The organism is Flavivirga amylovorans (genome assembly GCF_030540875.1).
Lineage (GTDB): Bacteria > Bacteroidota > Bacteroidia > Flavobacteriales > Flavobacteriaceae > Flavivirga > Flavivirga amylovorans.
In genome coordinates this window covers 176152-194969 of record NZ_JAUOEM010000005.1, presented here as the reverse complement: position 1 = coordinate 194969, position 18818 = coordinate 176152, and the positions used below count along the sequence as shown (strand labels likewise).

At 32.5% G+C, this 18818-nt stretch carries 20 protein-coding genes; 7 read left to right on the top strand and 13 right to left on the bottom strand.

From position 1 onward, the window contains the following. Positions 1 to 6: 6 nt before the first annotated feature. The 6 genes from Q4Q39_RS15050 to Q4Q39_RS15025 form a co-directional block, all read right to left on the bottom strand. Positions 7 to 543 carry a GNAT family N-acetyltransferase gene (locus Q4Q39_RS15050; protein WP_303283379.1) on the bottom strand — a complete coding sequence of 179 codons (537 nt, stop codon included), beginning with the start codon at positions 541 to 543 and terminating at the stop codon, positions 7 to 9. A 14-nt stretch (positions 544 to 557) separates the two neighbouring features. Further along, positions 558 to 1175: a DEAD/DEAH box helicase gene (locus tag Q4Q39_RS15045; protein ID WP_303283378.1), complete on the bottom strand. Its 618-nt coding sequence runs from the start codon at positions 1173 to 1175 to the stop codon at positions 558 to 560. A 114-nt stretch (positions 1176 to 1289) separates the two neighbouring features. After that, positions 1290 to 1868, bottom strand: coding sequence for a YceI family protein (locus tag Q4Q39_RS15040; RefSeq protein WP_303283377.1), 579 nt, complete (start codon positions 1866 to 1868; stop codon positions 1290 to 1292). Between the two features lie 30 nt (positions 1869 to 1898). Continuing rightward, on the bottom strand, positions 1899 to 2252 hold the full coding sequence (locus tag Q4Q39_RS15035) for a nuclear transport factor 2 family protein (protein ID WP_303283376.1): 354 nt from the start codon (positions 2250 to 2252) through the stop codon (positions 1899 to 1901). A 97-nt stretch (positions 2253 to 2349) separates the two neighbouring features. Next, positions 2350 to 2943: a Crp/Fnr family transcriptional regulator gene (locus Q4Q39_RS15030; protein WP_303283375.1), complete on the bottom strand. Its 594-nt coding sequence runs from the start codon at positions 2941 to 2943 to the stop codon at positions 2350 to 2352. Between the two features lies 1 nt (position 2944). Beyond that, entirely contained in the window at positions 2945 to 3391 is a 447-nt protein-coding gene (locus Q4Q39_RS15025; RefSeq protein WP_303283374.1) for a DinB family protein, read from the bottom strand. Between Q4Q39_RS15025 and Q4Q39_RS15020 the strand changes: the two genes are divergently transcribed. Continuing rightward, entirely contained in the window at positions 3390 to 3524 is a 135-nt protein-coding gene (locus tag Q4Q39_RS15020; RefSeq protein ID WP_303283373.1) for a hypothetical protein, read from the top strand. The genes Q4Q39_RS15025 and Q4Q39_RS15020 overlap by 2 nt on opposite strands. A gap of 77 nt (positions 3525 to 3601) precedes the next feature. Here Q4Q39_RS15020 and Q4Q39_RS15015 read toward each other — a convergent pair whose 3' ends face one another. Then, on the bottom strand, positions 3602 to 4045 hold the full coding sequence (locus tag Q4Q39_RS15015; RefSeq protein WP_303283372.1) for an FKBP-type peptidyl-prolyl cis-trans isomerase: 444 nt from the start codon (positions 4043 to 4045) through the stop codon (positions 3602 to 3604). Between the two features lie 123 nt (positions 4046 to 4168). Between Q4Q39_RS15015 and Q4Q39_RS15010 the strand changes: the two genes are divergently transcribed. Beyond that, positions 4169 to 5386 carry a multidrug effflux MFS transporter gene (locus Q4Q39_RS15010; RefSeq protein WP_303283371.1) on the top strand — a complete coding sequence of 406 codons (1218 nt, stop codon included), beginning with the start codon at positions 4169 to 4171 and terminating at the stop codon, positions 5384 to 5386. Here the strand turns inward: Q4Q39_RS15010 and Q4Q39_RS15005 are convergent. Both Q4Q39_RS15005 and Q4Q39_RS15000 read right to left on the bottom strand, forming a co-directional pair. After that, positions 5381 to 5899, bottom strand: a complete 519-nt coding sequence (locus Q4Q39_RS15005) for a DinB family protein (protein WP_303283370.1) — start codon at positions 5897 to 5899, stop codon at positions 5381 to 5383. The two genes, Q4Q39_RS15010 and Q4Q39_RS15005, sit on opposite strands and share 6 nt — an antisense overlap. Positions 5900 to 5909: 10 nt before the next feature. After that, positions 5910 to 7676, bottom strand: a complete 1767-nt coding sequence (locus Q4Q39_RS15000) for an ABC transporter ATP-binding protein (RefSeq protein ID WP_303283369.1) — start codon at positions 7674 to 7676, stop codon at positions 5910 to 5912. Between the two features lie 167 nt (positions 7677 to 7843). Between Q4Q39_RS15000 and Q4Q39_RS14995 the strand changes: the two genes are divergently transcribed. The 4 genes from Q4Q39_RS14995 to Q4Q39_RS14980 all read left to right on the top strand — a co-directional run bounded on the left by Q4Q39_RS14995 (position 7844) and on the right by Q4Q39_RS14980 (position 12014). Next, the gene (locus Q4Q39_RS14995; protein ID WP_303283368.1) at positions 7844 to 8614 is read left to right on the top strand and encodes a hypothetical protein; all 771 of its coding nucleotides are present in this window, start codon (positions 7844 to 7846) and stop codon (positions 8612 to 8614) included. A 170-nt stretch (positions 8615 to 8784) separates the two neighbouring features. Next, positions 8785 to 9399, top strand: coding sequence for a fumarylacetoacetate hydrolase family protein (locus Q4Q39_RS14990; protein WP_303283367.1), 615 nt, complete (start codon positions 8785 to 8787; stop codon positions 9397 to 9399). 32 nt (positions 9400 to 9431) lie between these two features. Continuing rightward, complete coding sequence (locus tag Q4Q39_RS14985) at positions 9432 to 11348, top strand: DUF294 nucleotidyltransferase-like domain-containing protein (protein WP_303283366.1); 1917 nt, start codon at positions 9432 to 9434, stop codon at positions 11346 to 11348. Continuing rightward, on the top strand, positions 11349 to 12014 hold the full coding sequence (locus Q4Q39_RS14980) for a 3'-5' exonuclease (protein WP_303283365.1): 666 nt from the start codon (positions 11349 to 11351) through the stop codon (positions 12012 to 12014). Between the two features lie 256 nt (positions 12015 to 12270). Here the strand turns inward: Q4Q39_RS14980 and acs are convergent, their stop codons facing one another. The 4 genes from acs to Q4Q39_RS14960 form a co-directional block, all read right to left on the bottom strand. Then, positions 12271 to 14178: an acetate--CoA ligase gene (gene acs / locus Q4Q39_RS14975; RefSeq protein WP_303283364.1), complete on the bottom strand. Its 1908-nt coding sequence runs from the start codon at positions 14176 to 14178 to the stop codon at positions 12271 to 12273. 114 nt (positions 14179 to 14292) lie between these two features. After that, positions 14293 to 16074, bottom strand: a complete 1782-nt coding sequence (locus Q4Q39_RS14970; protein ID WP_303283363.1) for a sodium:solute symporter family protein — start codon at positions 16072 to 16074, stop codon at positions 14293 to 14295. Further along, positions 16064 to 16318 carry a DUF4212 domain-containing protein gene (locus Q4Q39_RS14965; protein WP_303283362.1) on the bottom strand — a complete coding sequence of 85 codons (255 nt, stop codon included), beginning with the start codon at positions 16316 to 16318 and terminating at the stop codon, positions 16064 to 16066. The genes Q4Q39_RS14970 and Q4Q39_RS14965 overlap by 11 nt, the downstream gene beginning before the upstream one ends. A gap of 8 nt (positions 16319 to 16326) precedes the next feature. After that, a complete protein-coding gene (locus Q4Q39_RS14960; protein ID WP_303283361.1) occupies positions 16327 to 17703 on the bottom strand; it encodes an alanine/glycine:cation symporter family protein in 1377 nt (458 codons plus the stop codon). 303 nt (positions 17704 to 18006) lie between these two features. Here Q4Q39_RS14960 and Q4Q39_RS14955 point away from each other — a divergent pair, with 303 nt between their 5' ends. Continuing rightward, positions 18007 to 18792: a carbonic anhydrase gene (locus Q4Q39_RS14955; RefSeq protein WP_303283360.1), complete on the top strand. Its 786-nt coding sequence runs from the start codon at positions 18007 to 18009 to the stop codon at positions 18790 to 18792. The last annotated feature ends 26 nt before the right edge of the window (positions 18793 to 18818 follow it).

The window sequence follows — 18818 nt, the reverse complement described above, 5'->3', positions numbered from 1 at the left end:
ATGGGTTTAACTAAAAACTCGCCCATAATAATCTAAATCGACAATGACTCCCTTTGTCGTTTTATAATCCTGTTTTATAGTACCTTCTAATGTGAAGCCATTTTTCTTAGCCACAGCAATACTACCTATATTGCTGCTATTAGCTCGGCATAATAACTTTTTAAATTGATATACTTCGGAAAGATATTCTATGACTAATCCTAAAGACTTTGAAATGACACCTTGACCTTCATAATCAACATCAATAAAATAACCTATTTCTGCTTTTGGGATGTTCCAATCTATGCTTTTAACATCAATTAAACCTATGAAAGTATCCGTTTTTAAATCATTTATTACAAAAGGGAAATAACTTTTTTCTAACACACGATCTCTAATATTCTGGCAGTAAATTATGGTGTCTTGAAGTGTTTTAGTTTTTAATACGGTACCAGCAAAAAAATCTTCTAATCGACTTCTATTACGATCAATGAGATTAAAAAAATTTTCACTTTCATTTATATCTAAGGGTGTAATTCTGAAATTATTAAATATAATATCCATTTAAACAAAGTTAACTACTGTTTCTTAGCTTTTACAATTTGAGCATTGTACATAAACGAATCCTGCCAGCGTTCAAAACGTTTATCAAATTCTGTAGAAAAAATCAAGTACTGACATTTACCTATACTTTCTGGTGTTCTTGTTATTTCCGCAAAATGACTCCCTCTAAACAAAAGGTCTGCATCTTCAACGATGCACATTTGTAACTTATTTAAATTAATACCATTTAAGTAAAATATTCTGTTTAAGCGTTTTGGAGTTGCGATTACGATATCTGTTCCAATATATATTTCTTCACGTTGTTTCTCAATATCATATTCTTCATAGGCACAATAAACTCTTAAATCTGTACCTCTTTTATATAAATTGAATTCCAGTTCTAGTTCTAAGGCAGCCTGTTTATCCCTTACAAAAATTAAAGCGCGAGGAGCATCTTCAAATGCTGATTTTAATCTCTGGATAACACTTATAACAATACTGGTTGTTTTTCCAGAATCTTTAGGGGCAATAGCAAATAAACTAGCACCTCCCTTTATTTTTGATAAAATTTGTTTTTGAAATGCTAATGGTTCTTCAAAACCTTTATTTGCAATGGTATCTTTTAAAGGTAAAATGAGCTTTTTAAATGGCATAGATATTTTTCTTAATAACGAAAACAAAGATAGCATTAAATACTACTAAGAAAATTGTATAAACAAAAAGGGACCCATTAATGGATCCCTTTTTCACTATTAATCAATCTATCATTAAAATTCTAAATCTGATACTAAATCAAATTCATCATAGATAGCTTTATCTTTTAGTCCGTCAAAGAAACTAGTAGATCCATATTTTACACCGTACTTTGTTCTATCTACTTTTAATGAAGCTGTAGCTTTACTTCCATAAATAGATATCGTAAATGTAATTGAGTTTGTTTTACCTTTTATAGTTAAGTCTCCAGTAACATTGTAAGCATTTTTACCAGTAGCTTTAACTTTAGTAAATACCAATTTTGCTGTTGGGTGTGCAACAACACCAAAAAAATCATCCGATTTTAAATGACCATCAAGTTTCCCTTTGTACTCACCATCTAAATCGGTAGTGTTTATAGTAGTCATATCTATAACAAACTCACCTCCTGTTAATTTATCACCTGCAAAGTTTAAAAACCCTGATTGTATTGCAATAGTTCCTTCGTGAGACCCTGTTACTTTATAACCTTTCCAAACAACTTTACTTTTATCTGTTTTTATTTCTTTTTTGTCTTTATCTACTGCCGTAAATGACACTGTAAATAATGTCACTATTGTCAATACTACCAAATTTTTAATTGTGTTTTTCATCTTGTTATTTTTAATTGTTTTTGATTTAATTTATGATCCGTAATAAAATTTTTCTTTAATTATTTTTCCGTCTTTCCAGTCTTGTACTGCTACTTGTGTGTAGTTTTTTACTCCCCAATCTTTATGCGTATAATCAAAATGCCATTCTACCATAGTCGTATTTTCTCCGACAGTAACTTTAATTGGTTGAGCAGCTCTAAACTCCGTAATGGAAGCAAAAAATTCTTCTTCTCGCTTTCTATTAGCTGCTTTACCGACAACTTTTGGATTATCATTTTCTTGCATAACAACCGATTCATGATAAAATTCGTCGAATGCTTCTAATGCTTTTCCTTGGAGAATCATATCGTTTATTGTACTAATATTTTCTATTAATTTATTCATAATGTATTAAGTTATTAATTATGATACAAATGTCTAAAACATCGTTTTAATAGAAAATAATATAGTTTATCAAAATATGTTAATCTAGATTAACTTTTCATTGTTCAAATATAAGTTCGCTCTTAATTTTACTTAAAAACTCCTTGGTAATCCCTAAATATGAGGCAATCATATACTGGGGAATTCGCTGTTCTATTTTGGGGTACTGATCTCTAAAATATACATATCTATCTTTTGCAGAAAGGCTAAAATTTCTAATAATACGCTTTTGTGAAGCAATAAATGCTTTTTGTATAATTTGCCTAAAAAAGCGTTCCAGTTTTGGAATGGCGGCATATAGGTCTTCAATAATATCATAAGAAAACATAATTAGCTCCGTTTTTTCTAAACATTGCACATTATAATCTGCAGGAGTTTGCGTAACAAAGCTTCCCATATCGGCAGTCCACCAATCTTCTATAGAAAACATGACTATATGTTCCTGTCCTTCATTATCTACATGAAAGGTTTTGGTACAGCCAGATAGAACAAAGCATTCATATTTACAAACATCGCCTTGCTGAACAATATACTGACCTTTTAAGTATGATCTATAAATAACTTTAGAGAGTAGTATTTTCTCCTCTACTTCTGTTAAAGAAACATATTTATTGATATAATCTAATAATATTTGTCCTTTTTCTTTAATCATATTATAAGTCTGTTAAACGTCTATGGTAATTTATTTGTCCTAAGTGATACGATAAATGAGTCGTTAAATGAATCAAAAAATAGTCCGTTGTCATTGGTTTATTAAAAACCTCTAAAGGGTATTTCTTCTCTAAATCTATATCTGATAATTTTGCTAAGACATGTTCAACTAATTGTATAGTATCATCAATTTGTTGTATTAGTTCAGTACGCACTATATTTTTGAGCGAAAACTCCAGATCTCGTTGTCTTACATAGCCTGTATCACCTAATATGGCTCCTATAAAATGATTAATGTTACCTACAATATGTAAACATAAATTACCAGCTGAGTTCGTTATTTCTTTATCAAGAAACCATAAATTCTCCTCTTGTTTATAAGACATCATTTCTGTCTTAAGTTTATTGAGGTCTCTGGTGAAAATTTTGGTTAAACTCTTAGTAATCATGGTTTCTATTTTATTAATGGTTTGGTCAAATAATGCAACTATCCTTACAGGTACAGCTGAAACACCAACAATTTTTAATGGAAATACTACTACTTTAAATTGGTCTATAAATTCGGCATCGCTAAATTTGTAATGATGTTACATGAAATAAAAGCGTTCATAAAGCAGTTACTTTTATTTATAGAAATAGCCTCTTGTAATATTTTCTCTCTAATTTACAGAAATAAGGGTAATATCAAAAATAAGAACGGCTCCTCCAGGAATACTTCCTCTTCCAGAATTACCATAACCCAAATGAGCAGGTATTAAAAGTTTTCCACTTCCTCCTTCTTTAAAATACGTAATGCCTTCTGTCCAACCTAGTATAACATTTTGTAAATTAGTTTTATAAGAAGCTCTTTCATCAAAGACAGATCCATTGGTAAAGTATCCTTTATAGGATACAGTAACATTAGATGTAAAAGTGGGTTGCTCCCCTGTTCCTTCTTCTTCAATGACATAATAAAGTCCTGTAGAACTTTTCTCTGCAACCAAATTATTTTCAGCAATATAATCTGTTATTTCTTTATCATTTAAAGTAACATAGTCTTTTTCATCGTCACTGCCACAGGAAACAAAAAGAGATAGCACTAGGACAAGTGTAACGTATTTCATAATTATTTTTTTGATGTAAATATAGCAAACACTCCTATTTTATAAATTATAAAAATCATAAAATTATATTAACGTAACATTCAAATTGAGCCTTAATAACTTTATATAAACTACTTTTGCCAAATGCAAAACCCAAATAATAAATTCCGATTAGAATTTGTAGCATTAATGGCATCTCTTATGTCTATTGTTGCTTTATCAATAGACGCTTTATTACCTGCACTTCCAGAAATTGGGAGTTCGCTAGGTGTTATCAACGAAAATGATAATCAGCTATTAATTACTATGATTTTTTTAGGCTTAGGCTTTGGTCAGCTCATTTTTGGGCCTTTATCTGATAGCTTTGGCAGAAAGCTAATAGTATATATAGGGTTTGTAGTATTTATAATTGGTAGTATTATTTGTGTAACTACTAAAAGTTTTGAAATGATGATTATAGGTCGAGTACTTCAGGGTATCGGGTTATCTTCACCAAGAACCTTAAGCATTGCTATTGTAAGAGATTCGTATAGCGGCGATTATATGGCTAAAATCTTATCTATTGTAGTTATGGTTTTTATTTTAGTTCCAGTTATTGCTCCAACATTAGGGGTATTTTTACTTAATTTTTATAATTGGGAATCCATTTTTTATGTAAATTTAATATACGGTCTTTTGGTCATGCTTTGGTTTTGGAAACGGCAACCCGAAACGTTACTAAAGGAAAAACGTATAAAATTTACATCCCACCAATTTATTGATGGTGCTAAAGAATTTGTTAAATATAAAGATGCTGTTGCTTTCACGCTTATTTCTGGGTTTATAACAGGATCATTTATGGTATACTTAAGTACCTCTCAACAAATTTTTCAGGAACAATATAACTTAGCCGATATGTTTCCCTATATTTTTGCAAGTTTAGCAATATCTATTGGGTTTGCGACCTATTTAAATAGTGTTTTTGTTGTTAAATATGGTATGTGGCGTATTGCATACATAGCAACTGTGGCATATGCTGTTATCTCTATTTTGTATGTTGTTTTATTCTGGTCTGGAGACAATCCAGGCATTGGTATTTTAATAAGTTTTTTTGCTTTACAGTTCTTTGCCGTTGGCTTTATTTTCGGAAATATAAGAGCTTTAGCCATGCAACCTTTAGGCCATATTGCTGGTATAGGTGCCGCTATTAATGGTTTCGTATCTACAGTTATGGCAGTACCTATAGCTAATTATATTGGCAGTTTTGTTAGTGATTCTGTCTTACCACTATTCATTGGGTTTTCTATTTTTGGCATACTTTCTCTTTTAACTTTTATTATTCTAAAAAGAAAAAAGGAATTACCTGCTATTAAGTCATTATAGGTAACGTTCATTTATAACCTTGATGTGCCAGATAGAATGTCCTAATATTGTAAATGCAGCTGCTCTTGCAGACATGTCCAAACCACTTGCATTTCCTATAAATTTTAAATCGTTTTCCTCTAAACTTTTCAGTAATACGATAAAACTTTGGCGCACCGCTTTAAATTCCTCAATAAGAGATTCTAAACTTTTATCGTTAGCACAAGAAGGTTCTATATAATCATCTTGTTCAAATCCAGAGATGACAGTTTTGTCATGTCTGGAAAAACGAAAACAACGGTGCTGAAAAATACGCTCAGTATCAATTAAATGTTGAAAAATTTCTTTTACACTCCATTTACCTTCTGCGTATCTATAATCTAATTTATCTGAAGGAATGGATTCAAAGAATTCTAAAACTATATCCGAATCCTTTTTAAAACCATCTATCAATGTAGTTTCTTTAGAAATTAAATTTATATATCTGTAATAATATTCGTTGTATTCTGTGGTTTTTAAATCTGATGTTTTCATTTTATTTTTATTAAATCTTTGCTTGATATGTGTATAAATCGTAATATCGACCATTTAAAGCAATCAATTCGTCATGAGTGCCGCGCTCTACAATACGACCTGCTTCAATGACCAAAATCTGATCCGCTTTTCTAATAGTACTCAACCGATGTGCAATGACAATAGTGGTTCTATTTTTAATTAACTCTCCTAAACTTTTTTGTATTAATGCTTCACTCTCGGTATCTAAACTGGAAGTCGCTTCGTCTAATATAATAATTTTCGGATCTGCTAAAATAGCACGTGCAATGGCTAATCGTTGCCTTTGTCCTCCAGATAATTTCACACCTCTTTCCCCAATTAAAGTATCTAAACCTTCTTCAAAACGATCTGTAAATTCGTTTACATAAGCTGCTTTTACTGCATTTTGTAATTCAGATGCTGTGGCATCTGGTCTAGGAAACATGATATTCTCTCTTATGGTTCCTTCAAATAAAAATTCATCTTGTAAAACCACCCCTAAATATTGGCGGTATGTATTTAATTTTACTTTAGATAAATCTTGACCATCTATTGTTACTTTGCCAGATTTCGGATTTAAAAATGTAGCAGACAAGCCTGCTATAGTTGACTTGCCTGATCCTGAACTCCCAACTAAAGCTGTGGTCGAACCTGGAGGTGCTTTAAAATTAATATCATGTAAAACGTCTTTTCCTTCCTCATAAGAAAATGATACATCGTTAAAAACAATCTCTCCCTTTATAGTTTCAAGCTGAATGGTTCTATCCTCATTATCTTCTTCGGCAGTCATATTCATAAGCTCTTCTGTTCTATCCAAACCTGCTAGAGCTTCAGTTAATTGACTTCCTATGTTACTCATTTGTACTATAGGTGCTATCATAAACCCTAAAATAAGCGTAAAGAATAAAAACTCTCCTGTAGTCATTTCACTTTGTATCATATAATACCCGCCAATGGCCATAATCCCTGTAGTAGCAACACCTATTAAAAAGGTTGAAGAGCTCGTCATTAAAGCCGTAGCAGTCAAACTCTTTTTCACATTCTGAAATAACTTATCAACGCCTTTTTCAAAAGCCTCGTTTTCCTGTGTTTCGGCATTAAATGCCTTAATTACTCTAACTCCTGCTAACGTTTCAGTTAAGCGTCCTTTCACTTCGGCATTTATCTCCCCTCGTTTTCTAAAAATTGGACGTATATATTTAAAGGCTCTAAGTGCTATATAACCGAATATGGATAGTGGTACAAATACGAAAAGCGTCATCCATGGGTTTAGTTTTATTAAAATAATCAAAGACACTATCGCAGTAAAAGTGCCTCCTACCAACTGAACCAACCCTGTACCGATAAGGTTTCGAACGCCTTCAACATCACTCATAATTCGTGATACCAGAGCTCCTGATTTAGTGTTATCAAAAAAACTAATAGGCAACGAAAGTACTTTTTTCTGCACTTGTGCCCGTAATTCGCTAATTAAATATTGTGCTTGTACACTTAATATACGTGTGAGCAAAAACGACGTGATCGATTGTATAAAAATAGCTCCCAAAACAATGGCTACTAAATTGTATAACAGGCTCATGTCTTTACCAGGTACGACCTCATCCAGCAACACTTTACTTTGCCAGGGTAACACTAAACCTGCCAGGCTTCTAATAACGATCAATATTAAACCAATAAACACCAAATTACGGCGTGGCCATACAATCGTTTTAAAGGCTTGCGCCATAGTGACTTTACTTTTAACTTTATTTTCTGGACTCTTTTGGAGATGTTGCATCTAAATTATTTTAGCAATAAGGTAATTTGTAAAATTAACTATTCTTAATTATGAATCATATTAATAACATTTAATTTAAATACAACATCTATATAGTTAATTGTTTGATGGGTTTCATTTTACTAAATTAGTACTGTTTCTGAAGCACAATTATAACATCTAATAGTATGGGAAGAATACACGCATTCGAATTTGAAGATCAAAAATGGTTTCCTTCATTTTTAAGGAATTACGGAACAGATTTTTTGCAGTTTTTGTCTAACAAGACCAAAATGTATACATCTATTATTCCGATAATTAAAAAAGGTCTTGAAAAAAGTAAAACGAATCAAATAATTGATCTTGGTTCTGGTGGCGGTGGCGGACTCATTTGGTTAAACTCTGAATTAAAAAAAGATATTCCTGACTTGGAAATAACCCTAACAGATTTCTATCCAAATATTCCAGCATTTCAATTCACAAAAAAACAAGCTAATAATTTTAAGTACATCGAAAAACCTATTGATGCTAGAGATGTTCCTACAGATTTGAAAGGGCTAAGAACACAATTTTTATCTTTACATCATTTTAAACCAAACGATGCAAAACAGATTTTACAAAATGCTATTAATTCAAACAATGCAATCGCCATTTTTGAAGCACAGGAAAGAAGTTTTCCAAGTCTTCTGGCTATGTTATTTTCACCTTTAAGTGTTCTCTTTACAACGCCTTTTATAAAACCATTTAAAATAGGTCGGATTGTATTCACTTATTTAATCCCTATTGTCCCCTTATTTGTATTGTGGGACGGAATTGTGTCATCGCTTCGTACGTATTCTATAAAGGAAATGAATAACCTTGTTGAAAACCTGGAAGGCACTGAAACTTATGATTGGGAAATTGATAAAGTAAAATCTGGTCCAGGTGTTGTTCTTTATTTGTTAGGAACAAAAAAATAGGATAGTGTCACAGGAAAGAATAGTAAAAATTTGATTTGAACGGGTAAAAATCATAATAAACTGCACAATATTTAAGTATAAAAAGGCTCAAATATTTACGTTTAAAACGTCTTGGTAGTCTGCTTAATTCATTACTTTTATTGTCATAAATAAACCATTAAACAATACAAATGAAAATAATAGGCATCGGCAAAAATTATGTAAGTGATAAAGCTGAAATTGAGGGAATTAAAAACGGATCTCAATTAATATTTACAAAACCAGAAAGTTCTTTAGTAACCAATAATAAAGATGTGGTCTTTCCATCTATTACCAACGAATTGATATATGAAGTCGAATTAGTAGTTAAAATTGGTAAAACAGGAAAAGATATTACTATAGATGATGCGCCTTCGTATATCTCAGAAATTGCTGTTGGTATAGATTACACAGCTAAAGATGTACTTACTGTAAGTAGAGCTGGTAAAGGGCCATGGGCTTTAGCTAAAGGCTTTGATGGGGCATCACCAATATCTAGTTTTAAACCTATATCTAATTTCCCTGATCTCAATAATATTAATTTTGATTTAATGATCAATGGAGAACAGAAGCAAGTCGGTAACACCGATTTTATGATCTACAATTTTAGTGAAATTATTAGTTTTGTTTCCAGCTTTATGACTTTAGTTCCTGGAGATTTAATTTTTACAGGAACACCAGCCGTTGGTGCTGGTCAAACTTTTAAAGGCGATCATTTGCAAGCATCTATTGAAGGCGAATTATTATTGGATTTTAAAGTGATCTAATACACAACAAGTACCAAAAACAAGAGCATTTTATGAAGAATTCTATAGCAGAACGCGTTGGTGATTTTTTAAAGAGATACCCACCTTTTAATATGCTTTCTAATAAAACGCTGTTGCAAATTGCTACAGAGGTTACTATAACATATTTAGAAAAAGGAGATACCATATTTAAAAAAGATGATACGTGGCATAACAGTTTTTATATCGTTCGAGATGGCGCTATAAACCTTTATTATAACAACGGAGATACTAAAGATATTATGAATATTCATGATACTGGTGACCTCTTCGGATTGCGTCCTCTTATAACAAAAGAACCTTATAAGCTTACTGCTACAGCTAATGAAGAATCTATCGTTTATGAAATCCCTATTAATATTTTTCAATCGGTAACAGATAATAATACCAAAGTTCAAAAATATTTAATTACTGCTTTCGCCTCCAATGCTTTCGATCCTTATACAGAGGAAGAAACTGGTAAAATTTTTGTTGATTATTTACCTAATACGTCTCAGGATATGGTGAATTTTCAAACAGCAAACTATACAAAATCACCAATTACTTGCTCTATGGAATCCTCTTTAAAAGAGGCTGCAAAAAAAATGAGTATTCATAAAATTGGGTGTATTGTAGTTGTTGATGATGAAAAAAAACCAGTTGGTATTATCACCAATAGTGATATTAAAAATAAAATAGCGACTGGTCTATTTCCTATTGAAACCCCAGTAACCAATATTATGAGTTCACCTGTAATAACTGGTAAAAAAGGTTTAACGATCGCAGATGGGCAATTGCAAATGATAAAACGCAGTATTGGTCATTTGTGTATTACAAAAGATGGAACCGTTAACTCTAAACTTATCGGTGTTTTAACGCATCACGATGTATTAGTAAATTTAGGCAATAATCCTACTGTTATACTTAAAGAGATAAAGCGTGCAAAACGGACTAAAAAGTTACGTGAGGCCAGACTTAAAGGAAGTGCTTTATTGAAAAGCTATATTGAACAAAATATACCAATAACACATATTATAAATGTTATTTCTCAAATTAATGATGCTGTTACTATTCGTGCTATAGAATTGGCTCTTAAAAAAATGCCCACAACACCTCCTGTCCCTTTTTCCTGGTTGGCATTAGGTAGTCAAGGACGGGAAGAACAGTTACTTTTTACAGATCAGGATAATGCCTTGGTATTTGATGATGTTCCAGAAGAACAATACGAAGAAACACAAACCTATTTTTTAAAACTTGCTAAATTAGTTACCAAGTCTTTAAATAAAATTGGATTTGAATATTGTGAAGCTGATATGATGGCGAGTAACCCAGAATGGTGTAAATCTTTAACTGAATGGAAAACTCAATTTACAAATTGGATTTTAAAACCTGATGAAAAAGCTGTGTTATTATCTTCTATCTTTTTTGATTATAACCGCGTTTATGGAGATAAACAATTAGTTGATGATCTTACAGATACTATTTTTACAACTTTAGAAAAAACGACCTTGTTTTATAGGTTCTTAGGACGAGACGCCATTAAAAGCCCTACACCTCTTGGCTTTTTTAAACAGTTTTTAGTAGAACAAAATGGAGAGCAAAAAGAACTTTTCAATATTAAAAACAGAGCATTAATGCCACTTATTGATGCTGCGCGATTACTTATTTTGAGCAAACATATAAGAGATGTTAATAACACTTCTGAACGTTTTGAAAAATTAGCAGAACTAGAACCGAATAATAAAGAGCTATACGAATCGTGCTCTTACGCTTTTAAAGCCTTGTCTAAATTTAAAACCAAACAAGGTCTATTAGGTGGGAATTCGGGTAAGTTTATTGATTTAGAAACGCTAACCAAAGAAGAAAAACTAAAACTTAGACGTTGCTTTAAACCCATTCAAAAAATTCAGGAAATTTTAAAAATCAGATTCGACTTAAAAAACTTTATGTAAATGATTTTTAAATGGTTCAATAAAAGCAAAAAAGAGTATCCAGCTTTTTGGATGGATTATATTAACAGCTTTAAAAATGTCAATAAAAATTCAATTGAAGATACTCGCTTTGTAGCTTTTGATACTGAAACTACTGGTTTTGATAGAAAAAAGGATAGAATTCTCTCCATAGGAGCCGTTAGTTTTGTTGGCAAATCTATTCAGGTTAATAATAGCCTAGAGCTTTATTTACAACAAGAAATATTTAATCCAGAAACAGTCAAGATCCATGGATTAATGAAGAAAGGTTCTTTAGAGAAAGTAACCGAACTAGAAGCTATTAAGATTTTTTTAGACTATATAAAAAATGCAGATTTAATAGCACATCATGCAAATTTTGATAAAACCATGATGAATGAAATGCTATCTAGAAATGGACTTGGTAAATTAAAAAACAGATTCATTGATACAGGATATTTATTCAATAAATCGAAACACATTATTTATCGTGAAAATTTAAAAGAACATTACACATTAGATGATTTGTGTAATGAACTTAATGTCCCTAAAGTAGATAGACATACAGCTAATGGCGACGCCCTTATAACTGCTATTGTCTTTCTAAAAATTCTATCACGATTAGATAAGCGGAAAAATTTAGAGTGGGACTATTTATTAAAATCTTAGTTCTTTAATAATTTATAGATCGCCTATTTTAAAGTCTGTTCGATGTAAATTACACTGGAAACAATCATCTTAATACTTTCAAATACAATTCTTTGTCATGTCCAAATAAAATGCTATTTCGGTAGCACTTTTCCACCAAGTAACGTAAACATGATAAGATATGCAACTTCATTAATATCTGAAATACATACGATGAATAATGCTCAAAGTGATAAATAACAACATTAGTAGATTTCTTTTTTAAATCGAATTCCCCTTAAAATGCATTATCTATAATATCCTGAACCACTTCCGGATTTAAAAGTGTACTCGTATCTCCTAAATTACTAGTGTCTTTATGAGCAATTTTTCTTAAAATACGTCTCATTATTTTACCAGAGCGTGTTTTTGGCAACCCTTGAGTAAATTGGATTTTGTCCAATTTTGCAATAGGCCCAATATGTTCGGTAATAATTTGATTAATCTCTTTACGTAAATTATCCTGATCTCTGGTTTCTCCTACATCCTTTAAAATCACATAACCATATAGCGCATTTCCTTTTACATCGTGCGGGAAACCTACTATGGCAGATTCTGCAACTGCTGGATGTTCGTTAATAGCATCTTCAATTGGTGCAGTTCCTAAATTATGACCAGATACAATAATAACATCGTCAACACGTCCTGTAATTCTATAATATCCTACTTCATCACGCAAAGCACCATCTCCTGTAAAATACTTGTTTTCATAAGCAGAAAAATACGTGTCCTTATAACGTTGATGATTTCCCCAAATGGTACGTGCCATACTAGGCCATGGAAACTTTATACACAAACGACCATCGACTTGGTTACCTTTTAGTTCTTTTCCATTTTCATCCATTAAAGCGGGTTGAATGCCTATAAATGGTAAAGTAGCATAGGTTGGTTTTGTTGGTGTTACAAACGGAATAGGCGTAATCATAATACCCCCTGTCTCTGTTTGCCACCAAGTATCAACTATCGGACTTTTCTTTTTACCAACATTATCATTATACCAGTGCCATGCTTCTTCGTTTATTGGTTCTCCTACAGATCCTAGAACTTTAAGTGACGACAAATCATATTTTTCAACTAGTTCTAAACCTTGCTTAGCTAAAGCACGAATAGCCGTTGGTGCCGTATAAAACTGATTTACTTTATGCTTTTCAACAATCTCCCAAAAACGCCCAAAGTCCGGATAGCTTGGAACACCTTCAAACATCACCGTAGTGGCTCCATTTGCCAATGGACCATAGACAATATAACTATGTCCTGTAATCCAACCTATATCAGCTGTGCACCAATACACATCATTTTCTTTATACTGAAAGGCATTTTTAAAGGAATATGCTGTATACACCATATATCCAGCTATTGTATGTACCATTCCTTTTGGCTGTCCTGTAGAACCTGATGTATACAATATGAATAACGGATCTTCCGCATTCATAACCTCAGCCTTACAATCTATTGAAGCTGCATCTAAAAGCGGTTGTAACCATTTATCACGCCCAGATATCATTTGTATGTCCGAATGAATACGTTTTGCAACTAAAACTGTTTCTACACATGAACAGTCATTCATAGCTTCATCAACAATACTTTTTAAATCGATTGTTTTTGCCCCTCTATAAGAACCGTCACTGGTAATAACCATTTTACAATCGCTATCATTAATCCTTGTTGATAATGCTGTTGCAGAAAACCCTGCAAAGACTACCGAATGGATAGCTCCTATTCTAGCACACGCTAAAACAGAAATAGCTAATTCAGGAATCATCGGTAAATAAATACATACGCGATCCCCTTTTTTAATGCCTTGGTCTTTTAAGACATTGGCAAATTGATTAACACGTTTATGTAATTGATTATAAGTAATGTGTTCAGCATCATCTTTAGGATCATTAGGCTCAAATAAAATAGCCGTTTTATCACCACGAGTCGCTAAATGCCTATCAATACAGTTTTCCGTAATATTTAACTCTGCCCCCTCAAACCATGTCACTTCTGGTTTAGAAAAATCCCAACTTAAAACATTATCCCATTTTCGTTGCCACATAAAATGTTCCTCTGCAACTTCTTCCCAAAAATTTTCCGGTTCTCTTATTGATTTTCTGTAAACTTGATAATATTCTTCTAAATGTTTTATGTGATAATTGCTCATATTACTTATACCTGCTATTCTAAAATTAATTTGGATGTCTAAAATAATAAAAAATAATATCTATTTAGTGCATAATTTATACAAGCTACATGGAATTATAAACATACAATACATTTAATGTGTTGCACTACCTGCTCCACTCGGAATTCTAATATTCTCTACAATATCTTGAACCTCTTGTGGCGGTGGTGGCGTAAATTTCATGATAGCTATGGATACTATGAAGTTTAAAATCATGGCTATGGTTCCAAAACCTTCTGGAGAAATACCAAACCACCAGTCACTTTTATCAGGAAGCACCTCATCAAACCATCCCAATTTATATTTAATCATATATAACAACATACTAGTAATACCGACTACCATACCAGCTATAGCGCCTTCTTTATTCATACGCTTATAAAAAATGCCTAAAATAATGGCAGGAAAAAAAGATGCTGCGGCTAATCCAAATGCTAAGGCAACTGTTGCTGCAACAAAACCTGGTGGGTTAATCCCAAAGTACCCTGCCACACAAACGGCTCCGACTGCAGATAAACGAGCTGCAATTAATTCTCCCTTTTCTGAAATATTAGGATTCATCATTTTCTTAATTAAATCGTGAGAAACGGATGCAGAAATAACCAACAACAATCCTGCAGCTGTTGATAATGCTGCGGCTAATCCGCCTGCCGCAACCAAAGCAATAACCCAATCTGGTAAATCTGCAATTTCAGGATTTGCCAATACCATAATATCATTATCTACATACAATTCATTTTTAACATTAGGGTCTGGTTTTTTAAAATCGAACTTACCATGCTCATCTTTCAAAAACGCATTACCAGATAAATATTGAATTTTTCCATCAGAATTTTTATCATAAAAACCTATTAAACCCGTAGTTTCCCATTTTTTAAACCACTCTGGAACACTAGTATAGGGCTGATTTGATACAGTTTCAATCATATTCGTTCTAGCAAAAACGGCCACAGCTGGTGCGGCTGTATATAAGATCATAATTAAAAATAAAGCTATTCCAGCTGATTTACGAGCATCTTTAACTCGTTTTACTGTAAAAAAACGAACGATAACGTGAGGTAAACCAGCTGTTCCTACCATAAGAGCCAACGTTATTGCAAAAACATCAATCAACGATTTAGAACCTTCGGTGTATTCAGCAAAACCAAGATCTGTACTTAAACCATCTAACTTATCCAGTAAATAGGTTCCCGAGCCATCTGCTAATTCGCTACCAAAACCTAATTGAGGAACAGGGTTTCCTGTCATTTGAATAGATATAAAAATTGCAGGTACCATAAAAGCAAAAATAAGGACACAATATTGTGCTACTTGCGTGTAGGTAATCCCTTTCATGCCTCCTAAAACAGCATAGAATAATACGATTAACATGCCTATTATTACCCCTTTATTAATATCAACTTCTAAAAAACGAGAGAATACCAATCCTACACCTCGCATCTGTCCTGCTACATAAGTAAAAGATACTAAAAGTGCACAAATGACTCCCACAAAACGTGCCGTATTAGAATAATACCGATCTCCTATAAAATCTGGTACCGTAAACTTTCCGAATTTTCTTAAATAAGGTGCTAAAAGTAACGCTAATAAGACATAACCTCCTGTCCAACCCATTAAATAAACAGCTCCATCATAGCCTGCAAAGGATATAATACCAGCCATAGATATAAAAGATGCTGCACTCATCCAATCGGCTGCAGTGGCCATACCATTAGCTAGCGGAGATACACCTCCGCCTGCAACATAGAACTCTTTTGTAGAACTTGCTCTCGACCAAATAGCTATGCCTATATACAATGCAAACGTAATTCCTACTAATATATAGGTCCAATTTTGAACTCCTAGCGACTCTACTAGCATGATACTATTCGTCATAACCATACTTTTTATCAAGTTTATTCATAAGACGAACGTATACAAATATGAGTATAACAAACACATACATAGAGCCTTGTTGTGCAAACCAAAAGCCTAGTTTAAACCCTGCAACTTTTATTTCGTTTAAAGCTTCTTTAAATATAATTCCAGCACCATAGGATACTAAAAACCAAATAACTAAAAGTATCAGAACATACTTTATGTTTTCTTTCCAATAGGCTTTTGCGTTTTTTTTAGTCATATTTAAATTTAGTTAGTTTGGTTTAATCTCTTTCTATATTCTTTAATTTCTTTTACAACTCGAGGAGCCATTATTATAGTCGCTACCATAGTTGGAATTGCCATAAGCGCAAACGTGCCATCAATTAAATTTAACATCACACTAAAAGGTGTGGTTGCAGCAAGTATAATACTGAGTATATAAATATAATTATAATAATGTTTTTTATCAGCACCTATTAAAAACGATAAACATTTAGTACCATAATAAGCATAGGAAAACAATGATGAAATACTAAAAATAGCCACACAAACCATGAGCAAATATTTACCATAAACTGGTATTGTATGGCTAAATGCTGAAGCTGTTAAACTCACACCATTATCCGAAGTAGTTTCCCAAACACCTGTTACCAAAATAGCCAACGCTGTTAGCGTACAAACAACGAGTGTATCTATAGCTGGTCCCAACATAGCCACTAAACCTTCTCGTACGGGTTCATCGGTTTTGGCTGCACCATGTGCCATGGGTGCGGTACCTATACCTGCTTCATTTGAAAATGCACCACGTCGAATACCGTACAAAATCAATCCGCCTAATACTCCTCCTAACACAGGGCTTTCTTTAAAGTTTTCTGCTGAAAAAGCATCCGTAAAAATCATTAAGAAATATTTAGGAACCACATCATAATTAGATATCAAAATAAACAATACTAATACAAAATATAACAATACCATAGAAGGCACCATCTTAGAGGCTGCATTACTAATACGTTGCAATCCACCAAGAATAATAACAGACGTTAGTGAGACCAAAACAAATGCAATAATTAGATTGGACTTTAAACCAACGGTGACACCATTGGGTATTAATATAATATCATTTATGGCTTGTGTTAATTGATTCACATTAACGACAGGTAATGCACCAATCATCCCAAAGAAACTAAACATAATAGCCAAGGGTTTCCAATGCTTTCCCAGACCTTCTATAATAAAGTACATAGGCCCTCCTTGTAAATCTCCTTTACTATCTTTTCCACGATACATAATGGCTAGTGTAGATGTAAAAAACTTAGTAGACATACCAACAACAGCACTTATCCACATCCAAAACATAGCACCAGGTCCACCAACGGAAATGGCTACGGCAACACCTGCAATATTCCCCATACCTATGGTAGAAGACAATGCTGTTGTTAATGCTTTAAAATGGCTAATCTGTCCTGGATCATTGGGATCGTCGTACCTTCCTCTTAATACTTGAATGGCATGACCAATAAATCTAAATGGTAAAAATTTTGATAAAATTAAAAGGTATAATCCGCCTCCAATTAGCAATATTACCAAAGGCAACCCCCACGCATAATTAGAAAAGGTCTTAATAATTTGTTCCAGTTGGCTCATAATTCTTTATTAGTTCAATTCTTAAATGTATTAAATTAACTTCAAGTTCAATTAAATACTAATATTAAAAACTAATCTTGAGGATTTAATCTGAAGAAAATAATCTCAATTTAAAAAACAGGCTTTATAATTTCGAAAACGAAATAGTTAATAACTTTAAGCTTAAAACTATCAAAAGCTGATAAAAGTAAGGTTTTAAAACAGTGTAAAATGTAATTTTGCATGGAACTCTTCTTGACTTTTCATATCAAATCATAAAAAGTCAAGATGAGTTCATTATACAAATGATTAAATATTTATATCATGAATGCGAAAATCACTTTATTTTTAAGTGCTGCTTTAATAACTACTATTTCTTGTACCAATTCTAAAAAGAATACGCACGAAAAAAATCAAGAAAACGAACATCACTGGAGCTATTCTGGAGAAACATCACCAGAACATTGGATAGAAATCGAAAAGAATTCCGACTGTGATGGAAAACATCAATCGCCAATCAATATTATTCATAAAAATGCAGATTCAGTAAGAATTCAGGAGGACTTAAAAATACAATATACACCAACAACACTTATTAGTGAAGTTGAAAATAATGGCCATTCCATACAGTTTGATTTTGAAACTGGTGACTCTATAAATTACAAAAACGAAACCTATTATTTAAAACAGATCCATTTTCATGAGCCCTCGGAGCATAAAATAAATGGTGTTATCTACCCTATTGAAATGCATTTAGTTCATGTTAATAAAACTGGAAAAATAACTGTTTTAGGGCTTTTGGGAGAAGAAGGAGACGAAAGTCAATTATTCGAATTTTTTGAAAGCTTTTTACCAATTAAAGAAGGAGCAGTAAAGGATATTCATCAAAAAATTGATTTATCAAGTTTATTTTTAGAAGATAAGCATTATTACTCCTACGAAGGCTCTTTAACAACACCACCTTGTACCGAAAATGTGAATTGGATTGTATTTAAAGAACCCATAGTCTTATCTGTTGAGGAAGTTCTAAAACTTAGAAATAATATGCCGATTAATAATTACCGTAACGAACAGCCTTTAAACGAACGGATTGTGACTTATCACTTCTAAGACAAACACCGTCTTGTAATTTGAAA